The organism is Bradyrhizobium sp. PUT101 (assembly GCF_052043945.1).
Lineage (GTDB): Bacteria > Pseudomonadota > Alphaproteobacteria > Rhizobiales > Xanthobacteraceae > Bradyrhizobium.
The window spans coordinates 7,356,521-7,380,947 of sequence record NZ_CP197207.1 but is presented as its reverse complement, the minus strand read 5'-3'; the positions used below and the strand labels follow the sequence as shown (position 1 = coordinate 7,380,947).

General features: G+C 63.5%; 22 protein-coding genes. 10 read left to right on the top strand and 12 right to left on the bottom strand.

Features of this window, described 5'->3' with window-relative positions:
• Nucleotides 1–19: 19 nt before the first annotated feature.
• From denD to ACSHT2_RS34880, 5 genes are all read right to left on the bottom strand, one after another.
• Nucleotides 20–1,006, bottom strand: a complete 987-nt coding sequence (denD, locus tag ACSHT2_RS34900) for a D-erythronate dehydrogenase (protein WP_440639671.1) — start codon at nucleotides 1,004–1,006, stop codon at nucleotides 20–22.
• Between the two features lie 64 nt (nucleotides 1,007–1,070).
• The gene (locus tag ACSHT2_RS34895; protein WP_440639670.1) at nucleotides 1,071–1,994 is read right to left on the bottom strand and encodes a carbohydrate ABC transporter permease; all 924 of its coding nucleotides are present in this window, start codon (nucleotides 1,992–1,994) and stop codon (nucleotides 1,071–1,073) included.
• On the bottom strand, nucleotides 1,987–2,904 hold the full coding sequence (locus ACSHT2_RS34890; RefSeq protein WP_440643001.1) for a carbohydrate ABC transporter permease: 918 nt from the start codon (nucleotides 2,902–2,904) through the stop codon (nucleotides 1,987–1,989). The genes ACSHT2_RS34895 and ACSHT2_RS34890 overlap by 8 nt, the downstream gene beginning before the upstream one ends.
• A gap of 100 nt (nucleotides 2,905–3,004) precedes the next feature.
• On the bottom strand, nucleotides 3,005–4,324 hold the full coding sequence (locus ACSHT2_RS34885) for an ABC transporter substrate-binding protein (RefSeq protein WP_440639668.1): 1,320 nt from the start codon (nucleotides 4,322–4,324) through the stop codon (nucleotides 3,005–3,007).
• Between the two features lie 53 nt (nucleotides 4,325–4,377).
• The gene (locus ACSHT2_RS34880) at nucleotides 4,378–5,445 is read right to left on the bottom strand and encodes an ABC transporter ATP-binding protein (RefSeq protein WP_440639666.1); all 1,068 of its coding nucleotides are present in this window, start codon (nucleotides 5,443–5,445) and stop codon (nucleotides 4,378–4,380) included.
• A 201-nt stretch (nucleotides 5,446–5,646) separates the two neighbouring features.
• Between ACSHT2_RS34880 and ACSHT2_RS34875 the strand changes: the two genes are divergently transcribed.
• The 5 genes from ACSHT2_RS34875 (at nucleotide 5,647) to ACSHT2_RS34855 (ending at nucleotide 10,800) form a co-directional block, all read left to right on the top strand.
• On the top strand, nucleotides 5,647–6,747 hold the full coding sequence (locus ACSHT2_RS34875) for a LacI family DNA-binding transcriptional regulator (RefSeq protein ID WP_440639665.1): 1,101 nt from the start codon (nucleotides 5,647–5,649) through the stop codon (nucleotides 6,745–6,747).
• A gap of 122 nt (nucleotides 6,748–6,869) precedes the next feature.
• The gene (locus ACSHT2_RS34870) at nucleotides 6,870–8,699 is read left to right on the top strand and encodes an IlvD/Edd family dehydratase (protein ID WP_440639664.1); all 1,830 of its coding nucleotides are present in this window, start codon (nucleotides 6,870–6,872) and stop codon (nucleotides 8,697–8,699) included.
• 132 nt (nucleotides 8,700–8,831) lie between these two features.
• Nucleotides 8,832–9,563, top strand: a complete 732-nt coding sequence (locus tag ACSHT2_RS34865; RefSeq protein ID WP_440639662.1) for an SDR family oxidoreductase — start codon at nucleotides 8,832–8,834, stop codon at nucleotides 9,561–9,563.
• 120 nt (nucleotides 9,564–9,683) lie between these two features.
• Entirely contained in the window at nucleotides 9,684–10,430 is a 747-nt protein-coding gene (locus tag ACSHT2_RS34860) for an SDR family NAD(P)-dependent oxidoreductase (protein ID WP_440639660.1), read from the top strand.
• Nucleotides 10,431–10,461: 31 nt separating this feature from the next.
• Nucleotides 10,462–10,800 carry a hypothetical protein gene (locus ACSHT2_RS34855; RefSeq protein ID WP_440639658.1) on the top strand — a complete coding sequence of 113 codons (339 nt, stop codon included), beginning with the start codon at nucleotides 10,462–10,464 and terminating at the stop codon, nucleotides 10,798–10,800.
• A gap of 19 nt (nucleotides 10,801–10,819) precedes the next feature.
• Here the strand turns inward: ACSHT2_RS34855 and ACSHT2_RS34850 are convergent, their stop codons facing one another.
• A complete protein-coding gene (locus tag ACSHT2_RS34850) occupies nucleotides 10,820–11,701 on the bottom strand; it encodes a DMT family transporter (protein WP_440639657.1) in 882 nt (293 codons plus the stop codon).
• An 87-nt stretch (nucleotides 11,702–11,788) separates the two neighbouring features.
• On the opposite strand from ACSHT2_RS34850, the gene ACSHT2_RS34845 reads away from it, so the two are divergent.
• The 3 genes from ACSHT2_RS34845 (at nucleotide 11,789) to ACSHT2_RS34835 (ending at nucleotide 13,894) form a co-directional block, all read left to right on the top strand.
• Nucleotides 11,789–12,655: a LysR family transcriptional regulator gene (locus tag ACSHT2_RS34845; RefSeq protein WP_440639656.1), complete on the top strand. Its 867-nt coding sequence runs from the start codon at nucleotides 11,789–11,791 to the stop codon at nucleotides 12,653–12,655.
• A gap of 77 nt (nucleotides 12,656–12,732) precedes the next feature.
• Nucleotides 12,733–13,413, top strand: coding sequence for a site-2 protease family protein (locus tag ACSHT2_RS34840; RefSeq protein WP_440639655.1), 681 nt, complete (start codon nucleotides 12,733–12,735; stop codon nucleotides 13,411–13,413).
• 58 nt (nucleotides 13,414–13,471) lie between these two features.
• Nucleotides 13,472–13,894: a hypothetical protein gene (locus ACSHT2_RS34835; RefSeq protein ID WP_440639653.1), complete on the top strand. Its 423-nt coding sequence runs from the start codon at nucleotides 13,472–13,474 to the stop codon at nucleotides 13,892–13,894.
• Here the strand turns inward: ACSHT2_RS34835 and ACSHT2_RS34830 are convergent.
• The 6 genes from ACSHT2_RS34830 to ACSHT2_RS34805 all read right to left on the bottom strand — a co-directional run bounded on the left by ACSHT2_RS34830 (nucleotide 13,882) and on the right by ACSHT2_RS34805 (nucleotide 19,679).
• Nucleotides 13,882–14,694 carry an energy transducer TonB family protein gene (locus ACSHT2_RS34830; protein ID WP_440639652.1) on the bottom strand — a complete coding sequence of 271 codons (813 nt, stop codon included), beginning with the start codon at nucleotides 14,692–14,694 and terminating at the stop codon, nucleotides 13,882–13,884. The genes ACSHT2_RS34835 and ACSHT2_RS34830 overlap by 13 nt on opposite strands.
• Nucleotides 14,695–14,703: 9 nt before the next feature.
• Complete coding sequence (gene exbD / locus ACSHT2_RS34825) at nucleotides 14,704–15,162, bottom strand: TonB system transport protein ExbD (protein WP_061876817.1); 459 nt, start codon at nucleotides 15,160–15,162, stop codon at nucleotides 14,704–14,706.
• Nucleotides 15,163–15,165: 3 nt separating this feature from the next.
• Entirely contained in the window at nucleotides 15,166–16,143 is a 978-nt protein-coding gene (gene exbB, locus ACSHT2_RS34820; RefSeq protein ID WP_440639650.1) for a tonB-system energizer ExbB, read from the bottom strand.
• The gene (locus tag ACSHT2_RS34815; RefSeq protein ID WP_440639649.1) at nucleotides 16,140–16,829 is read right to left on the bottom strand and encodes a Fe2+-dependent dioxygenase; all 690 of its coding nucleotides are present in this window, start codon (nucleotides 16,827–16,829) and stop codon (nucleotides 16,140–16,142) included. Before ACSHT2_RS34815 ends, exbB begins: the two co-directional genes overlap by 4 nt.
• A gap of 2 nt (nucleotides 16,830–16,831) precedes the next feature.
• Complete coding sequence (locus tag ACSHT2_RS34810; RefSeq protein ID WP_440643000.1) at nucleotides 16,832–19,234, bottom strand: TonB-dependent receptor; 2,403 nt, start codon at nucleotides 19,232–19,234, stop codon at nucleotides 16,832–16,834.
• 205 nt (nucleotides 19,235–19,439) lie between these two features.
• Complete coding sequence (locus ACSHT2_RS34805; protein ID WP_028170951.1) at nucleotides 19,440–19,679, bottom strand: hypothetical protein; 240 nt, start codon at nucleotides 19,677–19,679, stop codon at nucleotides 19,440–19,442.
• A gap of 376 nt (nucleotides 19,680–20,055) precedes the next feature.
• On the opposite strand from ACSHT2_RS34805, the gene ACSHT2_RS34800 reads away from it, so the two are divergent.
• Nucleotides 20,056–21,222, top strand: coding sequence for an efflux RND transporter periplasmic adaptor subunit (locus tag ACSHT2_RS34800; RefSeq protein ID WP_440639647.1), 1,167 nt, complete (start codon nucleotides 20,056–20,058; stop codon nucleotides 21,220–21,222).
• Complete coding sequence (locus ACSHT2_RS34795; RefSeq protein ID WP_440639646.1) at nucleotides 21,219–24,365, top strand: multidrug efflux RND transporter permease subunit; 3,147 nt, start codon at nucleotides 21,219–21,221, stop codon at nucleotides 24,363–24,365. The genes ACSHT2_RS34800 and ACSHT2_RS34795 overlap by 4 nt, the downstream gene beginning before the upstream one ends.
• Nucleotides 24,366–24,427 lie beyond the last annotated feature (62 nt).

Below are 24,427 nucleotides of genomic sequence, written 5' to 3'. Positions count from 1 at the left end.
GGGCCCGCTCAGTCAGAGGTCAGGCGACGAAATTGCCGCCGAGCTCGTCTTCGATGTGAATGCGGATGATGTCGTCGAAGGTCTTCTCGGCGGTGGTGAAGCCGAGCTCGCGCGCACGCTTTGGATCGAAATTGCGCGGCCAGCCGCCGACGATGCCGACGATGAAAGGATCCGGCTCGCGCTTGATGCGGGCGGCGACCGTTTCGCCGGCAACCCGCTTCAAGGCGGCGATCTGCTCGCCGACCGTCGCCGACAGGCCCGGCATGGTCAGATTGCGGCGCGGGCCGACGGTGGCGAGGTCCATGGTGCCGGCGTGAAGCAGGAAGCCGACGGCCGAGCGCGGCGTGGCGTGCCAGTGGCGGACGTCCTCGGACACCGGCAGGATCGCTTCCTTGCCGGCGAGCGGCTCGCGCAGGATGTTGGAGAAGAAGCCCGATGCGGCCTTGTTGGGCAGGCCGGGGCGGATGCAGATGGTCGGCAGGCGGATGCCGATGCCGTCGAGGAAGCCGCGGCGCGAATAGTCGGCGAGCAGCAATTCGCCGATCGCCTTCTGGGTGCCGTAGCTGAGCAGCGGCGTGTGGAAGAACTCGTCGCCGATCGCATCCGGAAACGGGGCACCGAACACCGCGATCGAGGACGTAAAGACCACGCGCGGCTTGTAGCCGCCGCCGACGAGCCTGATCGCGTCGAGCAGCATCCGCGTGCCGTCGAGATTGATCCGATAGCCCTTGTCGAAATCCAGCTCGGCCTCGCCCGAGACGATCGCGGCGAGATGGAAGATCACGTCGGGGCGGCCGGCGATCAGCTTTTCGGCCGCGCCCGGCACGGCGAAATCGCCCGACACGGTCTCGATCGGGAAACCGGCCTTTTCCGGCTTCTTCGGCTCGACCACGTCATGCATGGTCAATTTCGTGATGTCGCTCTTGCCGAGCCGGCCGTCGCGCAGCAGTCGTTCACAGAGTTTGCGGCCGACCATGCCGGCGGCGCCCAGAACCAGAATGTGCAAGAGCCTACTCCTTCTTATTGGCTGGAGCGCACCGCTCCTGATGCGCCCTCGGCAAGCCCCGCGATCATTCCTTCACGGCGCCGGTCATCGCCGACACATAATGCTCCACGAAGAAGGCGTAAAGGATCACGAGCGGCAGCGAGCCGGCCAGGGCTCCGGCCATCAGCGACCCCCAGCGGTAGATGTCACCGTCCACGAACTCGTTGACGATCGCGACGGGCACCGTCTTGTTGCTGGTCGACTGCAGGAAGGTCAACGCATAGATGAACTCGTTCCAGCAAAGCGTAAAGCAGAAGATGAAGGCCGAGATCAGGCCGGGAATCGCGAGCGGCACCACGATCTTGATCAGGATCTGCCAGCGGCTCGCCCCGTCGATCAGCGCGCATTCCTCGAGCTCGAAGGGGATGGTCTTGAAGTAGCCCATCAACAGCCAGGTTGAGAACGGGATCAGGATCGTCGGATAGGTCAGGATCAGCGCCAGCGGCGAGTCGAACAGACCATACTGATACACCACGGTGGCGAGCGGAATGAACAGGATCGACGGCGGCACGAGATAGGCGAGGAAGATCAGTCCCCCGACGAGATTGGCGCCCTTGTAGCGCAATCGCACGATGGCGTAGGCCGCGAACACCGATGCGACGATCGAGAGCACCGTGGCGCAGATCGCCACGTACATCGTGTTCCAGAGCCAATACGGATAATAGCTCTCGAACAGCAGCTTGTGGAAGTGCTTGAACGTCGGATTCCAGGTCCAGAACGGATTGTACTTGTCGAGATCGAGCAGTTGATCGTCGGGCTTCACCGACGTCAGCGCCATCCAGTAGAACGGGAACAACAGAACCACGACGATGATCGTGAGCGGCAGATAGAGCGTCACGAGCCTGCGCGGCACCGACTGCAGATAGCTCATGCCCTCGCTGTTGTCGACGCGCGACGGCGCCGATATGACGGTCTTGAGATCGACTTTCGAGGCAGGAAGATCAGTCATTGCTTTCCCCCTGCTGCCACTTGCGACGCTGCAGGCCGAACCAGGACACCATGATCGCAGCGAGCAGGAATGGAATCATGGCGCTCGAGATCGCGGCCCCCTCGCCCAGCTGCCCGGCGATGATCGCGCGCTGATAGGACAGCGTGGCCATCAGGTGGGTGGCATTGACCGGGCCGCCACGCGTCATCGCCCAGATCAGCTGGAAGTCGGTGAAGGTAAAGAGCACGGAGAAGGTCATCACGACGGCGATGATCGGAGTCAGCAGCGGATAGGTGATGTAGCGGAAATTCTGCCACCGCGTCGCGCCGTCGAGCGTTGCCGCTTCATAGAGCGACGGCGAGACGGTCTGCAGCCCCGCGAGCAGCGTGATCGCGACGAACGGCACGCCGCGCCAGACATTGGCGAAGATCACGCAGATCCGCGCCCAGGTGGTGTCGCCGAGGAAGTTGATGTTCTGGCTGATCAGTCCGAGGTGCTTCAGCGACCAGGAGATGATCGAGAATTGCGAGTCGAAGATCCACCAGAATGCGAGTGCCGACAGCACGGTCGGAACGATGAAGGGGATGAGCACCATCGCGCGCAGCATCGCCTTGAAGGGCATGTGCTCGTTGAGCAGCAGCGCAAGGTAAAGCCCGATACCGAATTTGAAGGCGCTGGCAACGAAGGTGTAGAGCAGCGTGTTGAACACCGACAACCAGAAGATGGAGTCGTCCCAGAGCCACTCATAGTTCTCGGTGGCTACGAACTGCCCGACCCTGCCGATACGGGTGTCCGTGAACGACAGCCAGATGCCGAGCCCGAGCGGATAGGCCAGGAAGAAGATCAGGAAGGCCATGGCCGGCACCATGAACCAGAAGCCGAGCCAGTTGCGATTGTATTTGAGCTGGGTCCAGGCGCTTGCCTCGCGCATCTGAGGCTTGGCCCGGGGAATTGCGACATCAGCCATGCCCGATATCCCTGATCGAAATGTTGACGAGCGGGCGGCCGGAGGGCCGCCCGCCCCGTGACCGTCAGCGATAGATGCGCTTCAGCTGGCGCTCGGCTTCCGCCATCGCCCCCTTCGCATCCTTGGCGCCGGCGCAGTAGTTGGCGAACATGTCGACGACGATGAAGTCGGCGATTGCGGTCGCCGCCTTCTCGCCGACCGTGCCGATACCGGACGCCGGCAGCGTGCGCTTGGACGCCTGCGCGAACACGGCGTTCTTGGGATCCGCCGTCCAGATCGGCGCCGACTCATAGGCGTTCAAGGTCTGCGTCAGATAGCCCTGCGCGCCATCCAGCCACTTCTCGTAGTTCTCCTTCTCCAGCATGAAGGCAACGAAGGCCTTCGCCGCGTTCGGATATTTGGTGAAGTTGAAGGCGAGGATCGGAAGCGCGAGTTGCAGTTCGGTCGGCTTGCCGACCGGTCCGACCGGCCAGAGCGCGTGATAGGTGTCCGCGGCAAGCTCCTTCTTGCTCGCGTCGGTCTTGGCAGCGACGTAGATCGAGATGCCGTTCGCCGTGCAGTAGAGCTCGCCGGCGAGGAATGCCTTGTTGTTGGAGGAGTCGTTCCAGGACGCCGTGCCCGGGATGAAGCTCTCGTACAGCCCCTTGCAGTACTCCAGCGCCTTCGCCGTCTCCGGCGAGTTGATGATGATCTTGTCGTTCTGGTCGACGGTGTAGGCGCCATGCCCCCACAGCACCCAGTGCAGCCAGGAATTGCCGTCGCCCGAGGCATGACCGAGCGCGAAGCCGGCCGGCGTGTTATTCTTCTTCAGGGCCTTGCACATCTCGAGGAAGCCGGGGAAATCCTTCGGGAATTCCTTGAAGCCAGCCTTCTCGAGCGCCGACTTGCGGTAGGTCATGTAACCGCCGTTGGTCGCGACGGGAATGCCGAGCCAGTCGTTGCCCTGCTTGCAGGTCTTGGCGGCCGCATCGGTCCAGCCGCCGTATTTCTTGCCGAGATAATCGGCGACGTCGTTCATCTTCAGCACTTTGGTGGGGAACAGCTGCGGCAGCGTGTGCAAGCCCCAGGCGAGATCGAGCCCGGAGCCGGTATTGGCCGCAACCGAGGCCTTCGGCTGCACGTCCTCGAAGGATTCGCTGAACACGTTCATCTCGGTGCCGGTCGCAGCCTTGAACGCCGCCACCATCGCGTTGAATGCATCGTCCTCCTGCGGCACGAAGCGCTTCCACCGCATCACGGTGAGCTTGGCGCCGGGCTCGGCCTTCCAGGGCGCGCTCTGTGCCCAGGCCTTGGCGAAGTCGAACAGCGCCGGCCCGGTCAGCATGCCGGTCGCAGCCAGTGCCGTTCCGCCTTGAAGCAGAGTCCGGCGGGTAAAGTCTTGCATGTTGTCCTCCCTGTGATGCTTTTTTGTCGTCTTATACTTTGTCGTCTTATGCGCTACGCGTTGAGGCGTTTTCCCGTCGCGTCATCGAACAGATGAACCAGCGACGGGTCGGGCTTCAGCCGTACCTTGTCGCCCGGGTTGAACTGGTGACGCTCGCGGAAGACCGCGACGACCTGCTCGCCGCCGACCTTGGCGAACACCTGCGTCTCCGAGCCGGTCGGCTCGACCACGATGATCTCGGCCTCGGCGCCATCATCGGCGATGGTGAAATGCTCAGGCCGCACGCCATAGACCGCAGGACGGCCGTCGGAGCCCGTCGGCGCAGTCTTGAGCGGCAGCTTGACTCCGTTCGGCCCCTCGAAGGTGGCAACGCCGTTGACGCGCACATGGCCCTTCAGGAAGTTCATCGCGGGCGAGCCGATGAAGCCCGCGACGAACTGGTTGTCCGGCTTGTCGTAGAGCTCGAGCGGCGTGCCCATCTGTTCGACGATGCCGTCATGCATGACGACGATCTTGTCGGCCATGGTCATGGCCTCGATCTGGTCGTGGGTGACGTAGACGGTCGTCGTCTTCAGCCGCTGGTGCAGCTCCTTGATCTCGGTGCGCATCGCGACGCGCAGCTTGGCATCCAGGTTCGACAAGGGCTCGTCGAACAGGAAGACTTGCGGATCGCGCACGATGGCGCGGCCCATGGCGACGCGCTGGCGCTGGCCGCCGGAGAGCTGGCGCGGATAGCGGTCGAGCAGCGGCGACAGCGCGAGGATCTCGGCGGCGCGCTTGACGCGCTTGTTGATCTCGTCGGCGCTCGCACTCCGCAGCTTCAGCGAGAAACCCATGTTCTCGGCCACCGTCATGTGCGGATAGAGCGCGTAGTTCTGGAACACCATCGCAATGTCCCGCTCCTTGGGCTGGACATTGTTGACGACGCGGTCGCCGATCGAGATCGTGCCGGAGGTGATGTTCTCGAGACCGGCGAGCATGCGCAGAAGCGTCGACTTGCCGCAGCCGGAAGGGCCAACCAGGACGACGAACTGGCCATCCTCGATCGGAATCGTCACGCCGTGCAGGACTTCAAAATTGCCGAACGATTTCCGCACGTCGCGGATTTGCACAGACGACATCTAGCTCCCTCCTCGAAAGTTCACGACGCCTCTCGCGCCGCGACCGTCTTGTTTTTCAGACTTCACCGAACGAAGCCCCATCTTAGCGGGCAACATTGTCGGTAGTTTGTGCGGTTTTGGCAATTTGTCTTTGGTTAGTCGTTGCTGGTAGCGCTGTCAACGTTCCTTTGTTTGCGGGACCGACTGTGTTAAGAGCAGCTAATGGGTCGAAAACGCACCAAGTCAGGCAAAATCCGGCTGGCCGAAGTCGCCGAGCTCGCCGGCGTCAGCCCGATTACCGCGTCCCGCTTCTTCCGCAATCCGGAGGCCCTGTCGGTCGCCAAGCGGACGCGGGTCGAGAGCGCCGCCAAGGAGCTCGGCTATGTGCCCAACCTTGCCGCACGCGCACTGGCTTCGCAACGCACCGAAGTCATCGGTGTATTGATCCCCTCCCTCACCAATAACGTGTTCTCGGACGTACTGCGCGGCATCTATGACGCGTCAGAGAGCAGCCGTTACTCGATCCAGTTGTCCAACACGCGCTACAGCATTCTCCAGGAAGAGAAGTTGCTGCGCCTGTTTCTGGCGCAGAAGCCGGCCGGGCTGATCGTCACCGGCATCGACCAGACCGCGGAATCGCGCGCGATGCTGGACGCCGCGGACTGCCCGATCGTGCAGATCATGGAGATCGGGCCGGATCCGGTCGACATGATGATCGGCTTTTCGCACTATGATGCAGCCCGCGCAGTGGTTGCGCACCTGTTCGAGCAAGGTCATCGCAAGATTGGCTTCGTCGGTGCGCGCATGGACCCGCGGGTGCAGCGACGGCTGGACGGATATGTCTCGGCCATGAAGGACGCCGCACTGTTCGAGCAGCGCCTCGTCGTCACGACGGCCACACCGACTTCGGTGACGCTCGGCGGAGCCCTGTTCACCGATCTCCTGGCGCGGGAGCCCGACATCGATGCGGTATTCTGCGCCAACGACGACCTCGCGCTCGGCGTGCTGTTCGAATGCCGACGCCGGGAGATCGCAGTCCCCGGGCAGATCGCAATCGTCGGCTTCAACGACCTCGAATTCATGGCCTCCGCCGTCCCCACACTCACCAGCGTTCGCACCAACCGCTACGAGATGGGGAAGACGGCCGCCAGCATGCTGATCAACGCGATCGAAGGGCGACGCCCGGAGCATCCGGTGCTCGATCTCGGCTTCAAGGTGATCGAACGGCAAAGCTCGTCGGCACGACGTTCGGACAGCAGGCCAGCCGTTTCCGGCGCGGGCGTAGCGAACAAAATGATAGCGTTACCAAGTAGCCGCGACTAGTATCGGACTCGTGAGGAAACGACCCGCCAGCGGGAACGCAGATCATCGCTCGTGCCGTTGGGCATCGCACATGCCGACACCATGAGACGGACGCCGGTGCGTTTGCATTGCAGGAGAAACCAATGACAAAGAAACCAACCAATGGGCATGCCGCCGGCAACAACGGCTCTCGCCGCCATCTTCGCTCGCAGGAATGGTTCAACAACCCGCACAATCCGGGCATGACCGCGCTCTATATGGAGCGCTACCTGAATTACGGCCTCACCCGTGCCGAGTTGCAGTCCGGCAAGCCGATCATCGGCATCGCCCAGACCGGCAACGACCTTTCTCCCTGCAACCGCCATCACATCGAGCTCGCCCATCGCGTCCGCGAGGGCATCCGCGAAGCCGGCGGCATCGCGATGGAATTCCCGACCCACCCGATCCAGGAGACCGGCAAGCGCCCGACCGCCGCGCTAGACCGCAACCTCGCCTATCTCGGCCTCGTCGAGGTCCTCTACGGCTATCCGCTCGACGGCGTCGTGCTGACCACCGGCTGCGACAAGACCACACCGGCCTGCATGATGGCAGCGGCCACCGTGAACCTGCCCGCGATCGTGCTGTCGGGCGGCCCGATGCTGAACGGCTGGCACAATGGCGAGCGCACCGGCTCCGGCACCATCGTTTGGAAATCGCGCGAGCGGCTCGCGGCCGGCGAGATCGACTATGAAGAGTTCATGGAGATCGTGGCCTCCTCTGCGCCCTCGGTCGGCCATTGCAACACCATGGGCACCGCCTCGACCATGAACGGGCTTGCCGAAGCGCTCGGCTTCTCGCTGCCGGGCTGCGCGGCGATCCCCGCGCCCTATCGCGAGCGCGGCCAGATCGCTTACGAGACGGGCAAGCGCATCGTCGAGATGGTCTGGGAGGACCTCAAGCCCTCGGACATCCTGACCCGCAAGGCGTTCGAGAACTGCATCGTGATCAACTCGGCGATCGGCGGCTCGACCAACGCACCGATCCACATCAACGCGCTGGCCCGCCATATCGGCGTCGAGCTCTCGATCGAGGACTGGCAGAAGGTCGGCCACGACGTGCCGCTGCTGGTCAACATGCAGCCGGCCGGCTTCTATCTCGGCGAGGAATTCCACCGCGCCGGCGGCGTGCCGGCCGTGGTGCGCGAGCTGATGAAGCACAAGCGAATCCACGAGGATGCGGTCACGGTCAACGGCCGCGGCATCGGCGAGAACTGCAAGAATGCGCCGGCGCCCGACAACGACGTGATCTGGGCTTACGAGAAGCCGCTGGTGAAGGATGCCGGCTTCCTGGTGCTGAAGGGCAACCTGTTCGACTCCGCGATCATGAAGACCAGCGTGATCTCCAAGGAATTCCGCGACCGCTATCTCAGCAACCCGAAGGACCTCAATGCTTTCGAGGGCCGCGCCATCGTGTTCGAAGGACCTGAGGACTATCACGAGCGGATCGACGATCCCTCGCTCGACATCGACGAGCACTGCGTGCTGTTCATCCGCGGCACCGGTCCGATCGGTTATCCCGGCGGCGCCGAGGTCGTGAACATGCAGCCGCCGGCAGCATTGATCAAACGCGGCATCCTGTCCCTGCCCTGCATCGGCGACGGCCGCCAGTCCGGCACCTCGGGCTCGCCCTCGATCCTCAATGCTTCGCCGGAAGCCGCCGCCAATGGCGGTCTTGCGATCCTGAAGACCGGCGACAAGGTGCGTATCGACCTCAACAAGGGCAGCGCCAACATCATGATCTCGGACGAGGAGCTGAAGAAGCGCCATGCCGAGCTCAAGGCCAATGGCGGCTTCAAGCATCCGCCGAACCAGACGCCGTGGCAGGAGATCTACCGCAACACCGTCGGCCAGCACTCGACGGGCGCCTGCATGGAGCTTGCCACGCGTTATCAGAACGTCGCCGGCACGTTTGGCGTGGCGCGGGACAATCACTAGGAAAGATTGTCATTCCGGGATGCGCCGCAAGGCGCAGGCCCGGAATCCATATTCCCGATCGTGGTTATGGATTCCGGGCTCGCGACTGCGTCGCGCCCCGGAATGACGAGAGACAATTCAAAGGAGAACAACATGGCAGACCGCCTCAAGGGCAAGCGCGCCGTCGTCACGGCTGCTGCGGCAGGCATCGGGCGCGCATGCGCCATCGCATTCGCGCGTGAAGGTGCGACCGTGATCGCCACCGACATCAACGAGGCCGGCATCGCGAGCCTGACCAGGGACGGAATCGCCGAGGTCGCCAAGCTCGACGTCCGCAACACCGCCGACGTCAACGCCTTTGCCAAGCGCGTCGGCAAGATCGACATCCTGCTCAACGCGGCGGGCTTCGTGCACCACGGCACCATCCTGGAGTGCTCCGAAGAGGATTTCGACTTTTCGTTCGACCTCAACGTCAAATCGATGCACCGGACCATCAGGGCCTTCCTTCCCGACATGCTCGCGGGCGGCGGCGGCAGCATCGTCAACATCTCCTCCTGCGCGGCGCTCCGGCCGCCGGCCAATCGCTACGTCTACAGCGCGTCGAAAGCGGCGGTGTCGCTGCTGACGCGCGCGGTCGCGCTCGACTTCATCACCAAGGGCATCCGCTGCAACTCGATCTGCCCCGGCACCGTAGAGACGCCCTCGATGCTCGACCGCGCCGCAGCCCAGGGACCGCAAGGTAAGGAGATGTTCATCTCCCGCCAGAAGATGGGCCGGCTCGGCACCGCCGAGGAGATCGCATCCATGGCGGTCTATCTCGGCAGCGACGAGAGCGCTTTCACCACCGGCGTCGACCTCGTTGTCGACGGCGGCTACATGCTCTGATCACTCCTCATCCCGAGGAGGCGCGACAGCGCCGTCTCGAGGGATGGGCCACGGGCTCCATGGTTCGAGACGCGCGCCAGGTGCGCGCTCCTCACCATGAGGGATAGGGAGGATTTCTCGATGAACAAGATCGATCTCAACGGCCGCCTCGCCATCGTCACGGGCGGCGCGCAGGGCTTTGGCCGCGCCATCACCGAGCGCTTTGTCGCCTCCGGCGCCAAAGTCGCCATCTGGGACTTCGACGCCGCACTCGCCGAAAAGACGGCAAAAGAGATCGGCGGCGAAACAAAGGTCTTCAAGGTCGACGTCACCGACACCGCGGCCGTCGAGCAGGCGCGCGATGCCACGCTGGCCGCCTTCGGCAGGATCGACATCCTGGTCAACAATGCCGGAATCGCCGGGGTCAACAAGCCGGTCTGGGAGACAGATCTGGAGGAATGGCGCAAGGTGCTGCGCATCAACCTCGACGGCCCCTTCATCTGCTGCAAGGCGATCGTGCCGGCGATGCTCAAGCAGAAATACGGGCGGATCGTGAACATTGCATCGATCGCCGGCAAGGAAGGCAATCCGAACGCGGCGCACTATTCGGCCTCCAAGGCCGGCCTGATCGCGCTGACGAAGTCGCTCGGCAAGGAGCTCGCCGCCCATGACATCCTCGTCAACGCGGTGACGCCGGCTGCGGCGAAGACCGCGATCTTCGACCAGATGACGCAACAGCACATCGACTTCATGCTGTCGAAGATCCCGAAGGGCCGCTTCGTGCTGGTGGAGGAACTCGCGGCGATGGTGGCCTGGCTCGCATCCGAGGATTGCGCCTTCTCGACCGGCGCCGTGTTCGATATCTCCGGTGGACGCGCGACCTATTGAGGAGCGTCATGATCCGGGAAGGTGGCTGCCGGTGCGGCGCGTGCGGTTCAAGGCGCAGGACGAGCCGATCAACGTCCGCATCTGCCACTGCGATGAGGAGAGCCTGATGGAGTTCTATTGGGAAACCAAAGACGGCAAGTGGTTCCTGCGTCCCGCCGTCGAGGCGCTGGAGCAGGCTCCTATCACCGTCGAGCAGGAGGACTGGTATTGGCTCGTGAAGATCGGTGGTCGTCCTCTCAATTTCCGCTTCACGGGTCTGATAGGTGCGAGGCAGAGCGCTTGGGAGTACGTCAAGCGCTACAGTCACATGCACTATGGCATCAAGTCGATCACGCTGCGGTCGATCGAGGAGCCTCACCGATCAGCTTGATGATGACCATCGAGCCTGTTCATCGCCTACCTTTGCCCGCGGTCGTCGCGATCCAGATCCCGGCAAACACCGCGACGATGCCCGCCGCCAGATTCCAGCGCAGCGGTTCGTTCAGCAGCCAGGCCCCGACCAGCGATGCCGTGATCGGATTGACCGTCACCGAAATCGCGACGCGCGTCGGCGTCGTCCGCTCCAGCGCCAGGGCCCAGAGGTAGAAGGTCAGCGCCGCGCCGAAGGCACCGAGATAGAAGGCCGCCAGCCATTGCGGCGTGCCCCAGCCGGCGACCGGCGCGAAGCTGCCGTGGATAGACGAGAGCAGGATGAGGCAGGCCGCGCCGGCCGCCATGCTCATGGTCGTAAAGGCGATCGGACTGGAGCGCCGGATCAGCGGCTTCGACCAGATGCCGTACAGCGCCATGCACAGTGCAGCCGCCATCATCAGGAGATCGCCGCGCCAGGCGCCCGACGGGGCTGATGTCAGGTCGGACAGAAGCGCCACCGCAACCCCAAGGGTCGCGATCACGACACCGACCGATTTGCGCCAGGTCAGGGCTTCGGCGCTGAGCGCAGCCCCGATCACGAGCGACAACAAAGGAAGCGTCGACAACGCAAGCGCACCGCGCGCGGCGGTCGTGAAGATCAGCGACGCGTTGAACAGGATCGGAAACAGCGCGAAGAACAGGATGCCGAGAGCGACGGCGGCAGCCCGATCGCCTCGCGTCGGCCAGCGATCGCCGCGCAGCAGCGCCAGCGGCAGCAGCAGGAGAAGGCCGATACCGAACCGGAACGAGCCGATCGCGAGCGGATCGATGCTTCCCACGAGATAGCGCGTGGCACCGATGGAGGTCCCGCCCAGTGCGCTCGACAACACGGCGGCAAAAACGCCAAAAATCTCGCCCACGATTCCTCCCAATGGCTCTGCGGGCAGCATAGGAGGCGCGCCGAAACGGGGAATGGAATTTCCGTCATGCCAGGATAAGTTTTCGTCATGACCGCGCCCGATCTAGACCCCGACCTCCTGAAGGCCTTCCTCGCTGTTGCCGAGCATCGGTCGTTCACGCGCGCGGCCGCGGTCCTCAACCGCACCCAATCGGCGGTGAGCGTCCAGATCAGGCGCCTGGAAGAACGGCTGGACGTCAGGCTGTTTCACCGCACGAGGTCGGGCGTGGCACTGAGCGCGGCCGGTCACGAGCTGCTCGTCTATGCAAGGCGGCTTCTCGACCTCAATGCAGAGGCGGTCGATGCGCTCCGCCCGTGCAAGCGCGATGCCGTAGTCCGCCTCGGCGTGATGGACGACTACGGCACGATCGTCATTCCGCCATTGCTGGCGCACTTCGCCAAAAGCCGTCCGGAGATCCGCGTCGAGATTGAGACGGGAATGACGGCGACGATGCCGGCCCGGCTCGGCGAAGACTATGACCTCGTTATCGCCATGCATCCGGAAGGCAGCGGCAATGGCGAACTGCTGCGACGCGAGCAGGCCGTCTGGGCCGCAGCCGCGTCATATTCAGCCGGGCCGCAGCGCCCCACGCTGCCCGTCGCACTCTATCCGCCGGGCTGCCTGTTCCGGCAGTGGGCCGCCGACGCCCTCGATGCCGCCGGCCGCCCCTGGCGGCTCGCCTATGTCAGCCGGACGCTTGCAGCGGTGGAAGCGATCGCGGCGCAGGGCCTCGCGATCACGGTCGTGAAGGCGGGCACCCTGCCCCCTCGCCTGCGCGTTCTGTCCGAGCGCGACGGCCTGCCGCCGCTGCCGGCGGCGGACATCCGCCTCCATCGCGCGCGCAACCTGTCGCGTCCGGCGTCACTGCTGGCGGATCATTTGCAGCGGGCAATTTCGGAATTGGGCGCCATATAACGGTAGATCGTAAAGGGTTGTGGCCCTATACGGCCTGCTTTGCAGGGCGCGCGGGCCGAACCGGAACGGATGAGCTGGTGAATATCTCCTTCTATGATCTTTCCGTCTGGGTGCTGCCACTGGTGCTGGCGATCACCTTTCATGAGGCCGCGCACGCCTTCGTCGCGGACCGGCTCGGGGACAACACGGCCTCGCAGCTCGGCCGCGTGAGCTTCAACCCGCTCAGGCATATCGACCCGTTCGGCACCCTGATACTGCCTGCAATGCTGCTATTTGCGCATTCGCCATTCCTGTTCGGCTATGCCAAGCCGGTGCCGGTGAACTTCCGCAAGCTGAACAACCCCAGGGTCGACATGGTCTGGGTGGCGCTGGCCGGGCCCGTCACCAACATCCTGCTGGCGCTGGCCGCGGCCCTCGCCTTCCATGCCCTGCCCCTGGTGCCCGCGAGCTCCGCGAAATGGGTTGCGGACAACCTCAAGAATGCCCTCGTGATCAACGCGATCCTCGCCGTGTTCAACATGATGCCGATCCCGCCGCTCGATGGCGGGCGCGTCGCAGTCGGGCTGTTGCCCCGTCCCCTCGCCGTTCCGCTGTCCCGGCTTGAGCCGTTCGGTATGCTGATCCTGATCGGCCTGTTGATCCTGCTGCCGCTTGCGGGTTCGCAGTTCGGTCTAAATCTTGATGTTATTTCAGCAATACTGCGAACGTTGACCGGTTATGTGATTCAGGCTGTTCTCTTCCTGACCGGCAACGCTTAGTTGAACAGAACACTCCCACGCCGAAGGGCCAGAGGCCGACTTGGTCAAAGCTGCCGATATGCTGATCGCGCGACGAGCCGACACCCGCGCCCGCGCCGATTTTGCCACCTGGAACATGATGGCCAAGCTCAACGGGTCGTCCGCACTGCCACCGGAGGCCCAGGAATTCCTCGCCAGCTACAGGAACCTGCTGACGCAGATGAGCGATAACGAGGCCACCGAAGCCACCATCGGCGCGATCTACAAGGCCTATTATGCCGAGATGGGCGGTGCTGGAACGCCGCCCGACGTCCGCGTCCGTCCGCCTGAAACAGCGGCGGACAATGTTACCGCCTTTCGCCGCCCGGCGCCGAAACCGAAGAAGGCCGCCTCCTTCGGGGCGGCGGCATTCGCTGAAAGCCAGAAACGGTCGCTCCCGGTAGCGCTGATTTTCGCGTGCCTGGTCGTGGTCTACGTCGGGATCCGGCTTTACTGGCGCTGAGCCGTCTTTTTCTTCTTCGCGTCCGGCGGTGTGAAGATGATATCGACGGTACGTTCGAACCGGTCCTCGGTCAGTCCGGCAGGCGGCTGCGGGATGGGATCGGACTTGCGGACGATCGACACCGCCGCCGCATCGTAGGCTGCATCCCCCGACGACTCCACGACATCCACCGTCAGCACGTTACCCTTCCGGTTGATGGCGAAGCTCACCTTGACCTTCTGGTTATTTGGCACTTTGCCTTCCGGATTGACCTTGTGCAGCGCCAGATGCGCGCTGATCTTGCGGTTCCAATCGGCCGTCAGCTTCAGGATGTCCTTGCCGATACCGATCACAGGTGCCAGTGCCTTCTCGGCCTCGCGCGCATCCTCCTCGAGCGTCTGCCGTGCCGTCGCAACCGATTTCGGCGACGCTTCGGCGGCCGGAGTCTCGACCGCCTGAATCTTCGGATCGTCTTCCGTCGGTTTCTTCGCGTTGTTCTCGGTCACGACGCGGTCGGGATCCTCGACCTCCTGCGACTGATCCTTTGGAAGCTCCGTCTCCTTGGTCTCGGCCTTCTGCTCGGGAAGCGCCTGCTGTTCCTGCATCGCTTCGCTGTCGGGCCCGGGCGGCAGATCGGTTTCGGGCGCCTTGGGTGATGCCATCTCCACGGCGAACTCCGCACCGTTGGCACCTAGGCCGTCGCCGTCATCATCGGTTTGTAGATGGGCCAGCGCGAGCGCAGCACCTCCCAGATGGAGTGCGAGCGCCGCCACCGCCGCCAGGATCCAGAGTTTTCGGGATGGTCTGAGTTCGTCCGACATGACGGGCCTTTAAGGCTGAGCGGCGCCTGGAGCAGGCGCCCCCGGCGCGCCTTCCAGCGCGACCAGTTTCACCCGTGTATAGCCGCCTGAGCGCAAGAGCTCCATGACTCCCATTAATTCGCCATACGGCACCGAACGATCGGCGCGCAGGAACACATACTTGTCCTTGCTCATGTCGGACAGGCCATCGAGGGTCCCGATCAACTCGGCCCGGTGAACAGGGTTCTCTCCGATCGCGAGCGTCAGATCGGGCTTGATGCTCAGATAGGTCGGCTTGTCCGGCTTCTTCTGCGGCGTCGCGCTCGACGTCGGCAGATCGATCGGCAGGTCGACCGTGGAGAGCGGCGCTGCGACCATGAAGATGATCAGCAGCACCAGGATGACGTCGATGAACGGCGTGACGTTGATGTCATGCGTTTCCGAGAAATCGTCGTCTTCGCCGTCGTTGTCTGCGAGCGAAACGCCCATGGTTCACTCCGCTGCGCGCGAATGCACGCTGCCGTGGCTGCGGTCGAGATCGCGCGAGAGCAGCCGTCCCGCCGCGCCCGAGGCGCGGCTGACGAGCTCGAGATAGCCCTTCGTCACGCGCGAAAAGTGGTTGTAGATGATGACGGCGGGAATGGCGGCGACGAGGCCGATCGCGGTGGCGAGCAGCGCTTCGGCGATGCCGGGCGCGACCACGGCGAGGTTCGTGGTCTGCGACTTCGAGATACCGATGAAGCTGTTCATGATGCCCCAGACGGTGCCGAACAGGCCGACGAAGGGCGAGGTCGAGCCGATGGTCGCGAGCACGCCCATGCCGATCCGGATGCGCCGCTGTTCCGCGCGCACGATCTCGGAAAAGCTCGAGGCCGCGCGCTCCTTGATGCCGGCATCGCTGGACAGGCCGGCCGACATCCGCGCCTCACGCAGCGCTGCCGCCAGGAAGGACGGCAGGATGCCCTGCTTGGTGCCGAGGGCCATCTGCGCTTCGGCGAGCGAGCGCGCCTCCGCAATCTTCTTCAGCGCCGACCGAAGTTTTGTGGATGCGACCGACAGCTCGATCGATTTGGCAATGAAGACTGTCCAAGTCATCAGCGAGGCGAAGGCGAGCCCGATCATCACCGCCTTCACGATGACGTCCGCCGACATGAACATCACCCAGGGCGACAATTCCTTCATGGCCGGCGCGACGGCGGCCGCCGCATCGGGCTTTGCGGTCGTCGACATGGCGGCCGCGGGAGGCGCCGCCGGAGCAGCGGGAGCGGTTGCCGTCGAGGCCGAAGGCGCCGGATCTGCAGGCGCGGTAGCTCCTGGTGCCACCGCGGTCGGGCCGGCCGGGGCCGGCTGAGCCACCGATTGCGCCGGTGCCGGAGGACTTTGCGTCTGGGCAGAAACGGGGGATGCGAGCCAGGCGGTCGCCAGCATCAAAGCTGCGGCAAGGCTTGCTTGGAAGGACATGGTCTTCATACTTCGGCCCAGTAGCGAATGAGGTTGTGATAGATACCCGTCAATTTGACCGTTTCGGGATCGTCACGCCCGAGCCGTTCCACCAGCGCCTGTATCGCGGTGTCGAGGTCAAAGATCATGCTCCGAGCTTGATCGTCCCGTATCATGCTCTGAAGCCAGAAGAAAGACGCAACCCGCGTTCCCCTGGTCACCGGGGTGACCAGATGGAGGCTGGTCGAGGGATAGAGCACGCAGTCCCCGGCTGGCAACTTGACCTCGTGCGAACCATAGGTGTCCTCGATCACAAGTTCGCCACCGTCATAATCTTCCGGCTCGGCGAGGAACAGCGTGACCGACAGGTCCGTACGGATGCGAAGGCCGGTCAGGCGGTCGCCGCGGATCGCATTGTCGACGTGCAGGCCGAAATGATGGCCGCTGCTCGCCGCATAGCGGTTGAACAGCGGCGGGAAGATCTGCAGCGGGATCGCCGCCGCAATAAAGCGCGGGTTCGAGGTCAGCGCCGAGATGATGCGGTGGCCGAGATTGCGCGCGACCTCGCTGTCCGGCGGCAATTGCTCGTTGCGCTTGACCATCGCCGACTGCGCGCCGGCGGTGGAGCGACCGTCCTCCCAGTCGCTGACGTCCATGATGCGGCGGAAATCCGCCACATCATCCTTGCTGAGAACGCCAGGCAGGCAGGTCAACATGATCAGAACTTCGCTGTCGTCACGACGTAAAACGCCCGTCCCGGCGCAACCGCCACGAAAGGCACTGCGCTGCGATAGAGCGTATCGTAGTACAGCTTGTTGGTGAGGTTCTGGGCGTAGAGCTTCATGGTCCAGTTCTGGTCGATCTTCTTCTCGACGAACGCGTCGAAGCGCCAGTAGCTCGGCAATTCGTTGCCGGTGTTGGCCGCGAACGTGCCGCCATAGACCTTGGAGCGGTACACCGCCTGGCCGCCAAGCTCCCAACCGCCATCGAACTTGTACTTCGTCAGCATGCTGAACGACTGGTGGGCAATGTTGGCAAGCTGGAGCCCGAGATTCGAAGCGACGCCGCTCTGCGTCACCTTCGACTGCATCAGCACCAGGCCGCCAAAAATGCTCCAACGGTCGGTGATCTTACCCTCGGCTTCGATGTCGATGCCCTGGATCCTGTAGGCAGCGCCCGACGTCAGCAAGCCGTTGACGGTCTCGCGCGCGTTGTCCTTGGTGGTCTGGAACAGCGCGCCGGTCACCAGCAGATGGCGGTCGGCGAGCTCCCATTTGGTGCCGAGCTCGATCGCCTTGTTGCGCTCGGGCCCGAGCAAGAGGGTCGAGTTGGGGGGAACGCCGCCGTAATCGGTGCCGGTCGCGTCAAGCTCCGAACCGAACGGATTGGCCGAGGTCGCATAGGCTGCATAGATGCTGCCGATCGACATCGGCTTGTAGACCAGGCCGACGTTGTAGTTCACGAGATCCGCGTTCTGCTTCACGTAGCTCGAATTGTTCGACGAGCTCTGGCTGTAGCCGTCGTAGCGCACGCCGCCGTTGACGATGATGGTGTCCTGCCAGTTCGCGGTATCCATCACGTACACGCTGCTGGTGTTCACACCATAGCGTGTCGGGTTCCCGATCAGCGACGGCGTGTTGCTGAAGGGAATGTTGGTGTACTGCGGAGAGTAAAGATTGACCCCTGTGACGGCCCCGTTGCTCGTGGAGCCGCCGCCGAACAGTTCTGACGACAGGCCTGTGTAACGATCAATCGAGATGTTCTCGTTCGAATATTCGACGCCGAACACCGCAGTGTGCTTGACCCCGCCTGTGTCGAGCTTGAAGGTGGCTTCGTTCTGGTTGGCCCACACGTCCACGTTCTGGTAGCGGCTCTGCGCGCTCGCCGTCGTGGTCCAGAGCAATGGATTGGAGCTGGTCGTGTTCGGGTTCTGCGGCAGCGTGCCGATGTAGTTGAGCAGCGAGTGCTCACCGCGGACCTTGCTGGTCAGCGTGATGGCCTCATTGACCTTGTACTCGATCGTGCCGGTGCCGAAATCCTGCCGCGCGGTCTGGAAGTCGCGGTTGAGGAAGCCGTACCAGTTTTCGCGCGGAATGCCCGCCGAGGTCACCGGCACGTTGCCCTGCTTGTAATAGGGCACGCCGAAATCCGGATAGCCGCTGAGATCGGTATGGACGTAGTTCGTCGTGATCTTGATGTCGCTGGTCGGGGTGTACTTGGTCGAAATGAAGCTGCCCCAGCGATTGTCGGTGACGTAGTTGCGTCCGGCGACGTTGGCGTCCTGGAACAGACCACCGGTGCGCACCGAGAAGGTCGGATCGATGACCTGGTTCACGTCGAGCGTGACGCGCTTGGTCATGTCGGTACCGAACTCGCTAGCTATCCGTTTGAAGTTGACGTCGCCGGCCTGCTTGGTGACGATGTTGATGGCGCCGCCGGCGGTACCGCGGCCGGCATAGGAGGATGCCGGTCCGCGCAGAATCTCGATCTGCTCGGTGAAGAAGTTCTCGCGGATGGAAACGGCGGGATCGCGGATGCCGTCGATGAAGACGTCGTTGCGTGCGTCGAAGCCGCGGATGAAGAAGCGGTCGCCGAACGCGTTGCCGCCCTCGCCCGAACCGAGCGTCACGCCCGCAGTCGAGCGTCCGATCTCCTTCAGCGTCGTGGCGTTCTTGTCCTCAAGCACTTCCTTGCTGAGCACCGTAATGGTCTTGGGCGTATTCAGCATCTTCTCGGGAAACTTGCCCGAGGCCTGCACGTGATCGACCTTGTAGGGCGCCTCCGGATCGGCATAGGGATTGGCGTCGGCGGGGCCTGACGGCGCGGTTGGAGCCGTCTGCTGCGCCTGCTGGCGCTGCGCGGCGCGGCGAAGCGCGTTGCGGGCACGGACCTGCTCGGGCGACGGCTTCGAGGCAGTCGGACGCGGACGCTCGACCGGAGCATCGACCGTCACCGGCGGCAGGTTCGACTGCTGCGCTTGCGCGCCGCCCGACACCGACGCCACCGCGATCAAGCTTGCAACCGCCGAAACCTTTTTGCCGGGTACGCCCGCGGACCTCTCATCCAACGGATCCAATGCTGCGACCGAACGCAACGACTTCGGTGCGACCACCTGCCCCATTACCAAACGCCCCATCTTCCTGTTCGCTCATTCACTTCGACGAACGATGGCTGTTGGTATCGGCCACAAAATAGCGGGTCAATGCGAGCCGCTCGCGAGAACCCTTGAATCAATCCAGATCAAAACGATTCTAAACTGCGGTTTGAAATCGTTCTAAGACGAGACTGGACTCGTTCTAAACTCGGCGCAGATAGACCGCTCGCTCTCAGTCGCTGCTCGGCGGCTTCATCAGCGAAAACAATTCGTCGACGGTCTTCTGCGCGACGGCGCGCACGCGATCGGTGTTGTCCATGCCGGCGATGTTCACGCCCTTCACGACGGCTTTGATCTCGTCGCGAAAGTCCGTGAGGAAGCGCAAGGGATCGCGCTGCTCGTTGGCGACACGCGCAATCAATCCCGTGATCAGAATCTGACACGCGATCAGCTTACCGTTCAGCTCGTCCATCCTGCGCTCCATTCATGGCGCCGCCGATATGAACGATGCCGAAATCCCTGACAACCGAAACGGCCTCCACGCGATTTAGAACCGTTCTCGTGACTGAACCGGGCCAAGACTCCGCGCGGCGCCATTCGGCCTTTGCACACCGCCATGGGTGCTGCGCAAGAGTGGCGCGCCGATTGGTCGTGCCGGATAAAAGCAGGGCTGCACAGCGCCGCGCCAGAGCACTGCCCAGGGAGTGCAAAGCTTTCCAATTGTTTAGGTTTCCGAACCGATAGTGCTGTTTACACTGGAACTTGGCGTGTATTATACAAGCGCGCTGGAACCGTATCATTGCCCCATAATTCGTAAGCGTAGGGCACAAGAGCCGACACGAGACGATATGAAAAAGTCCCGGCCGATCCTCTGGATTTTGATCGTCGCGGCCGTGGCCTCCGCAGGTTACTATGGATGGCAGAGGTTCGGCTCGGCCGGACAGATCCAGACAGCACAGAATGCGGCGCCCCGCCCGTCCGCTATTCCCGTCAGCGTCGCGCCGGTCCAGAAGACCGACTTCCCTGTCTACCTGACCGGTCTCGGCACGGTTCAGGGCTTCAATACCGTCCAGGTCCGCAGCCGGGTCGACGGCCAGATCATCAGGCTCCAGTTCAAAGAAGGCCAGATCGTCCAGCAGGGCGACCTTCTGGTCTCGATCGATCCCCGGCCCTATCAAGCCGCGCTCGACCAGGCGAAGGCCAAGAAGGCGCAGGACGAGGCTAGCCTGGCCAACGCCAATCTCGAACTTCAGCGCGCCACGAGGCTCGGCGAATTCGCAACCGCACAGCGGGTCGATACCCAGCGCTCCACGGTCGCCCAGCTCACCGCGCAGATCGCCGCCGACGAAGCTGCAATCGCCAACGCCCAGACCCAGCTCGACTACACGCAGATCAAGGCGCCGATCACCGGTGTCGCCGGCCTCCGCCAGGTCGACATCGGCAACATCGTCAACGCCTCGACCCAGACGGGCATCGTCACGATCTCGCAGGTCGAGCCGATCTCGGTGATCTTCACGGCACCGGAAGACCAGCTCCCCTATATCAGCGAAGGCCAGAAGGCCGGCGCGCTCCAGGTGATTGCCTTCACCACCGACGGCAAGAAGACGCTGGCCGAGGGCAAGCTCGCGGTCATCAACAACCAGGTCGACACGACCAGCGGAACGATCCGTCTCAAGGCGGTGTTCGACAACAAAGATCACGCGCTGTGGCCGGGCCAATCGGTCTCGACGCGGCTCCTGGTGCGGACGTTGAAAGATGCGACCGTGGTTCCTGATGACGCGGTCCAGCATTCCACCAACGGACTCTACGCCTATACGGTCAATCAGGACAGCAAGGCCGAGGTTCACAAGGTCAAGGTCAGCTATGGCATCGACGGACGTTCGGTCATCGAGGAAGGCTTGAGCCCGGGCCAGCAGGTGATCGTCGGCGGTCAGTTCAAGGTCCAGCCCGGAAGCCTCGTGTCAACGGCGATGGCAAGCTCGGATCCGGTCCAGAACAAGGTACGACAGGAATGATCGGGGGCGGGATCTCGGCACCTTTCATCCGATATCCCATCGGCACCTCGCTGCTGATGGCAGGCATTCTCTTCGTCGGCCTCGTCGCCTATCCGCTGCTTCCGGTCGCGCCGCTGCCCCAGGTGGACTTCCCGACCATCCAGGTCACCGCCAACCTGCCCGGCGGCAGTCCCGAAACGATGGCCTCATCGGTGGCACAGCCGCTCGAACGGCAATTCGCCCAGATTCCTGGCATCGCGCAGATGACCTCGACGAGCTATCTGGGCACCGCGTCGATCACCATACAGTTCGACCTCAACCGCAGCATCGACGCTGCTGCCAACGACGTGCAGGGCGCAATCAACGCCGCAGGCGGCCAATTGCCGAAGAACCTGCCCTCGCCGCCGACCTACCGCAAGGTCAACCCGGCGGACGCGCCAATCCTGATTCTGTCCGCGACGTCGGACACGCTCCCGCTCACCACGGTCAGCGACTCCGTGGACGCCCAGCTTGCCCAGCAGATCAGCCAGATCTCGGGCGTCGCACAGGTGTTCATCGGCGGTCAGCAGAAGCCGGCCATCCGCGTCCAAATCGATCCGGCCAAGCTCGTCGCCAAGGGGCTTTCGCTGGAGGACGTGCGCAGCCAGATCGCAATCACCACGGTCGACAGCCCCAAGGGCAACATCGACGGGGAGCGGCGCGCCTATACGATTTACGCCAACGACCAGTTGACGGACGCCAAGGACTGGAACGACGTCATCATCGCCTATCGCAACGGCGGACCGCTGAGGATCCGCGACATCGGGCGGGCGATCAGAGGCCCTGAGGACGCAAAGCAGGCCGCCTGGGCCAACGGGAAGCGAGGCGTGTTCCTCGTCGTGTTCAAGCAGCCCGGCGCCAACGTCATCGAGACTGTCGACCGGATCAAGGCAACTCTGCCGCGCCTGGTTGCGGCAATCCCGAACGCCATCAAGATCGAGCTGATGAGCGATCGTACGCAAACGATCCGCGCTGCGGTGGATGACGTCCAGTTCACCCTGCTCCTCACCGTCTTCCTCGTGGTGATGGTGATCTTCATCTTCTTGCGCAGCTTTTGGGCGACGGTGATCCCGGCCGTGACCGTGCCGCTCGCCCTGCTCGGCGCCTGCGCCATGATGTGGGTTGCAGGCTATACACTCGACAATCTCTCGCTGATGGCCCTGACAATCGCGGTTGGGTTTGTCGTCGACGATGCCATCGTCATGCTCGAAAACATCTCCCGCTATGTCGAGCAGGGCGAATCGCCCATGGCCGCAGCCTACCGGGGCGCGAAGGAAATCGGGTTCACGATCGTGTCCATCAGCATCTCGCTGGTCGCGGTGCTGATCCCGCTGCTGTTGATGGGCGGCATCATCGGACGACTGTTCCGCGAATTCGCGGTCGTGCTGGCGATGACGATATTCGTGTCGATGTTCGTCTCCCTCACGCTAACGCCCATGATGGCCTCGCGCTTCCTGCGCGCGCATGGCGAGGTCAAGCACGGCCGGATTTTCCAGTGGAGCGAACGCGGATTCGACGCGCTGTTGCGCGGCTACGAATACGCGCTCGACATCGCGCTGAGTTGGAAGCGCACAACGCTTGCCGTCTTCTTCGTGACACTCGCGCTGTCGGTCTATCTCTTCATTCTGATCCCCAAGGGCTTCTTCCCGCAGCAGGATAATGGACTGATCACCGCGACCTCGGAGGCCTCGCAGGATATTTCGTTCAAGGAGATGCAGAGGAAGCAGGAGGCGCTCGGCAGGATCGTCCTGTCCGATCCGGACGTTGCCGCTGTTGCCAGCGTGATCGGCGGCAGCGGCCGAGCCGGCAACAACGGCGCCCTGTACATCACCTTGAAGCCACGCAACGAGCGCGAGGCCTCCGCGCAACAGATCATCGCGCGACTGCGTCCGCAGTTCGACAAGGTCGAGGGCGCCCGCCTGTACATGCAGGCGTCCCAGGACGTCCGGCTCGGCGGCCGGCCGACGCGCACGCAGTTCGAGTTCACCTTGCAGGATGCCGATCTCGCCGAGCTCAACGAGTGGGCGCCGAAGATCCTCGCCAAGATGCAGACGCTGCCGGAGCTGCGCGATGTCGCCACCGACCAGCAGACGCAGGGCACAACGGTGCAGCTCAAGATCAACCGCGACACCGCCGCCCGCTACGGCATCCAGCCGCAGCTGATCGACGACACGCTCTATGACGCCTTCGGACAGCGTCAGGTCACGCAGTATTTCACCCAGCTCAACACCTACAAGGTCATTCTCGAGATCCTGCCGGAGATGCAGGGCAATCTCGAGAGCTTGAACAAGCTCTATCTGAAGTCGCCGTTGACCGGCGACCAGGTGCCGCTGTCGACCTTCGCGACCTGGACCACCGACCCGGTCCGCCCGCTCTCGATCAGCCATCAGGGCCAGTTCCCGGCGATCACGATCAGCTTCAACCTGGCGCAAGGCGTGGCGCTCGGCCAGGCCACGGAAGCCGTGCAGCGGGCAATGGCCGAGCTCGGCGCGCCGCCGACGCTGAACTCCAGCTTCCAGGGTACTGCGCAGGCGTTCCAGCAGTCGCTCGGCACCGTGCCGCTCTTGATCCTCGCCGCCCTCGTCGTGGTCTACCTGATCCTCGGCATCCTCTACGAGAGCTACATCCATCCGATCACGATCCTGTCGACGCTGCCCTCGGCCGGCGTCGGCGCGCTCGCAATCCTGATGGCGGCCGGCTTCGACTTCAGCCTGATCGCGCTGATCGGCATCATCCTGCTGATCGGCATCGTGAAGAAGAACGGCATCATGATGGTCGACTTCGCGATTGCCGCCGAGCGTGACGAGCACAAGACGCCGGAGGAATCGATCCGCCAGGCCGCATTGTTGCGGTTTCGCCCGATCATGATGACGACGATGGCCGCGCTTCTGGGCGGCGTGCCCCTGATGCTCGGTCACGGCACCGGCGCCGAGATCCGTCAGCCGCTCGGCTACGCCATGGTCGGCGGCCTGATCGTCAGCCAGGCGCTGACGCTGTTCACCACGCCCGTCGTCTATCTTTATCTCGACAAGCTCAACAACTGGTTCTCCACCTGGGGCCGTTCGGGCGACGGCGAAGGCGACGAGGCCCCCGAGCACGGCAGCGTCAAGGAAGCCGCCGAGTAAGCTTGCGCTGCGGCTTCCGCGACGCTACAGCGGGGCCCCGTTTCACGCCACCGCGGTTTCGC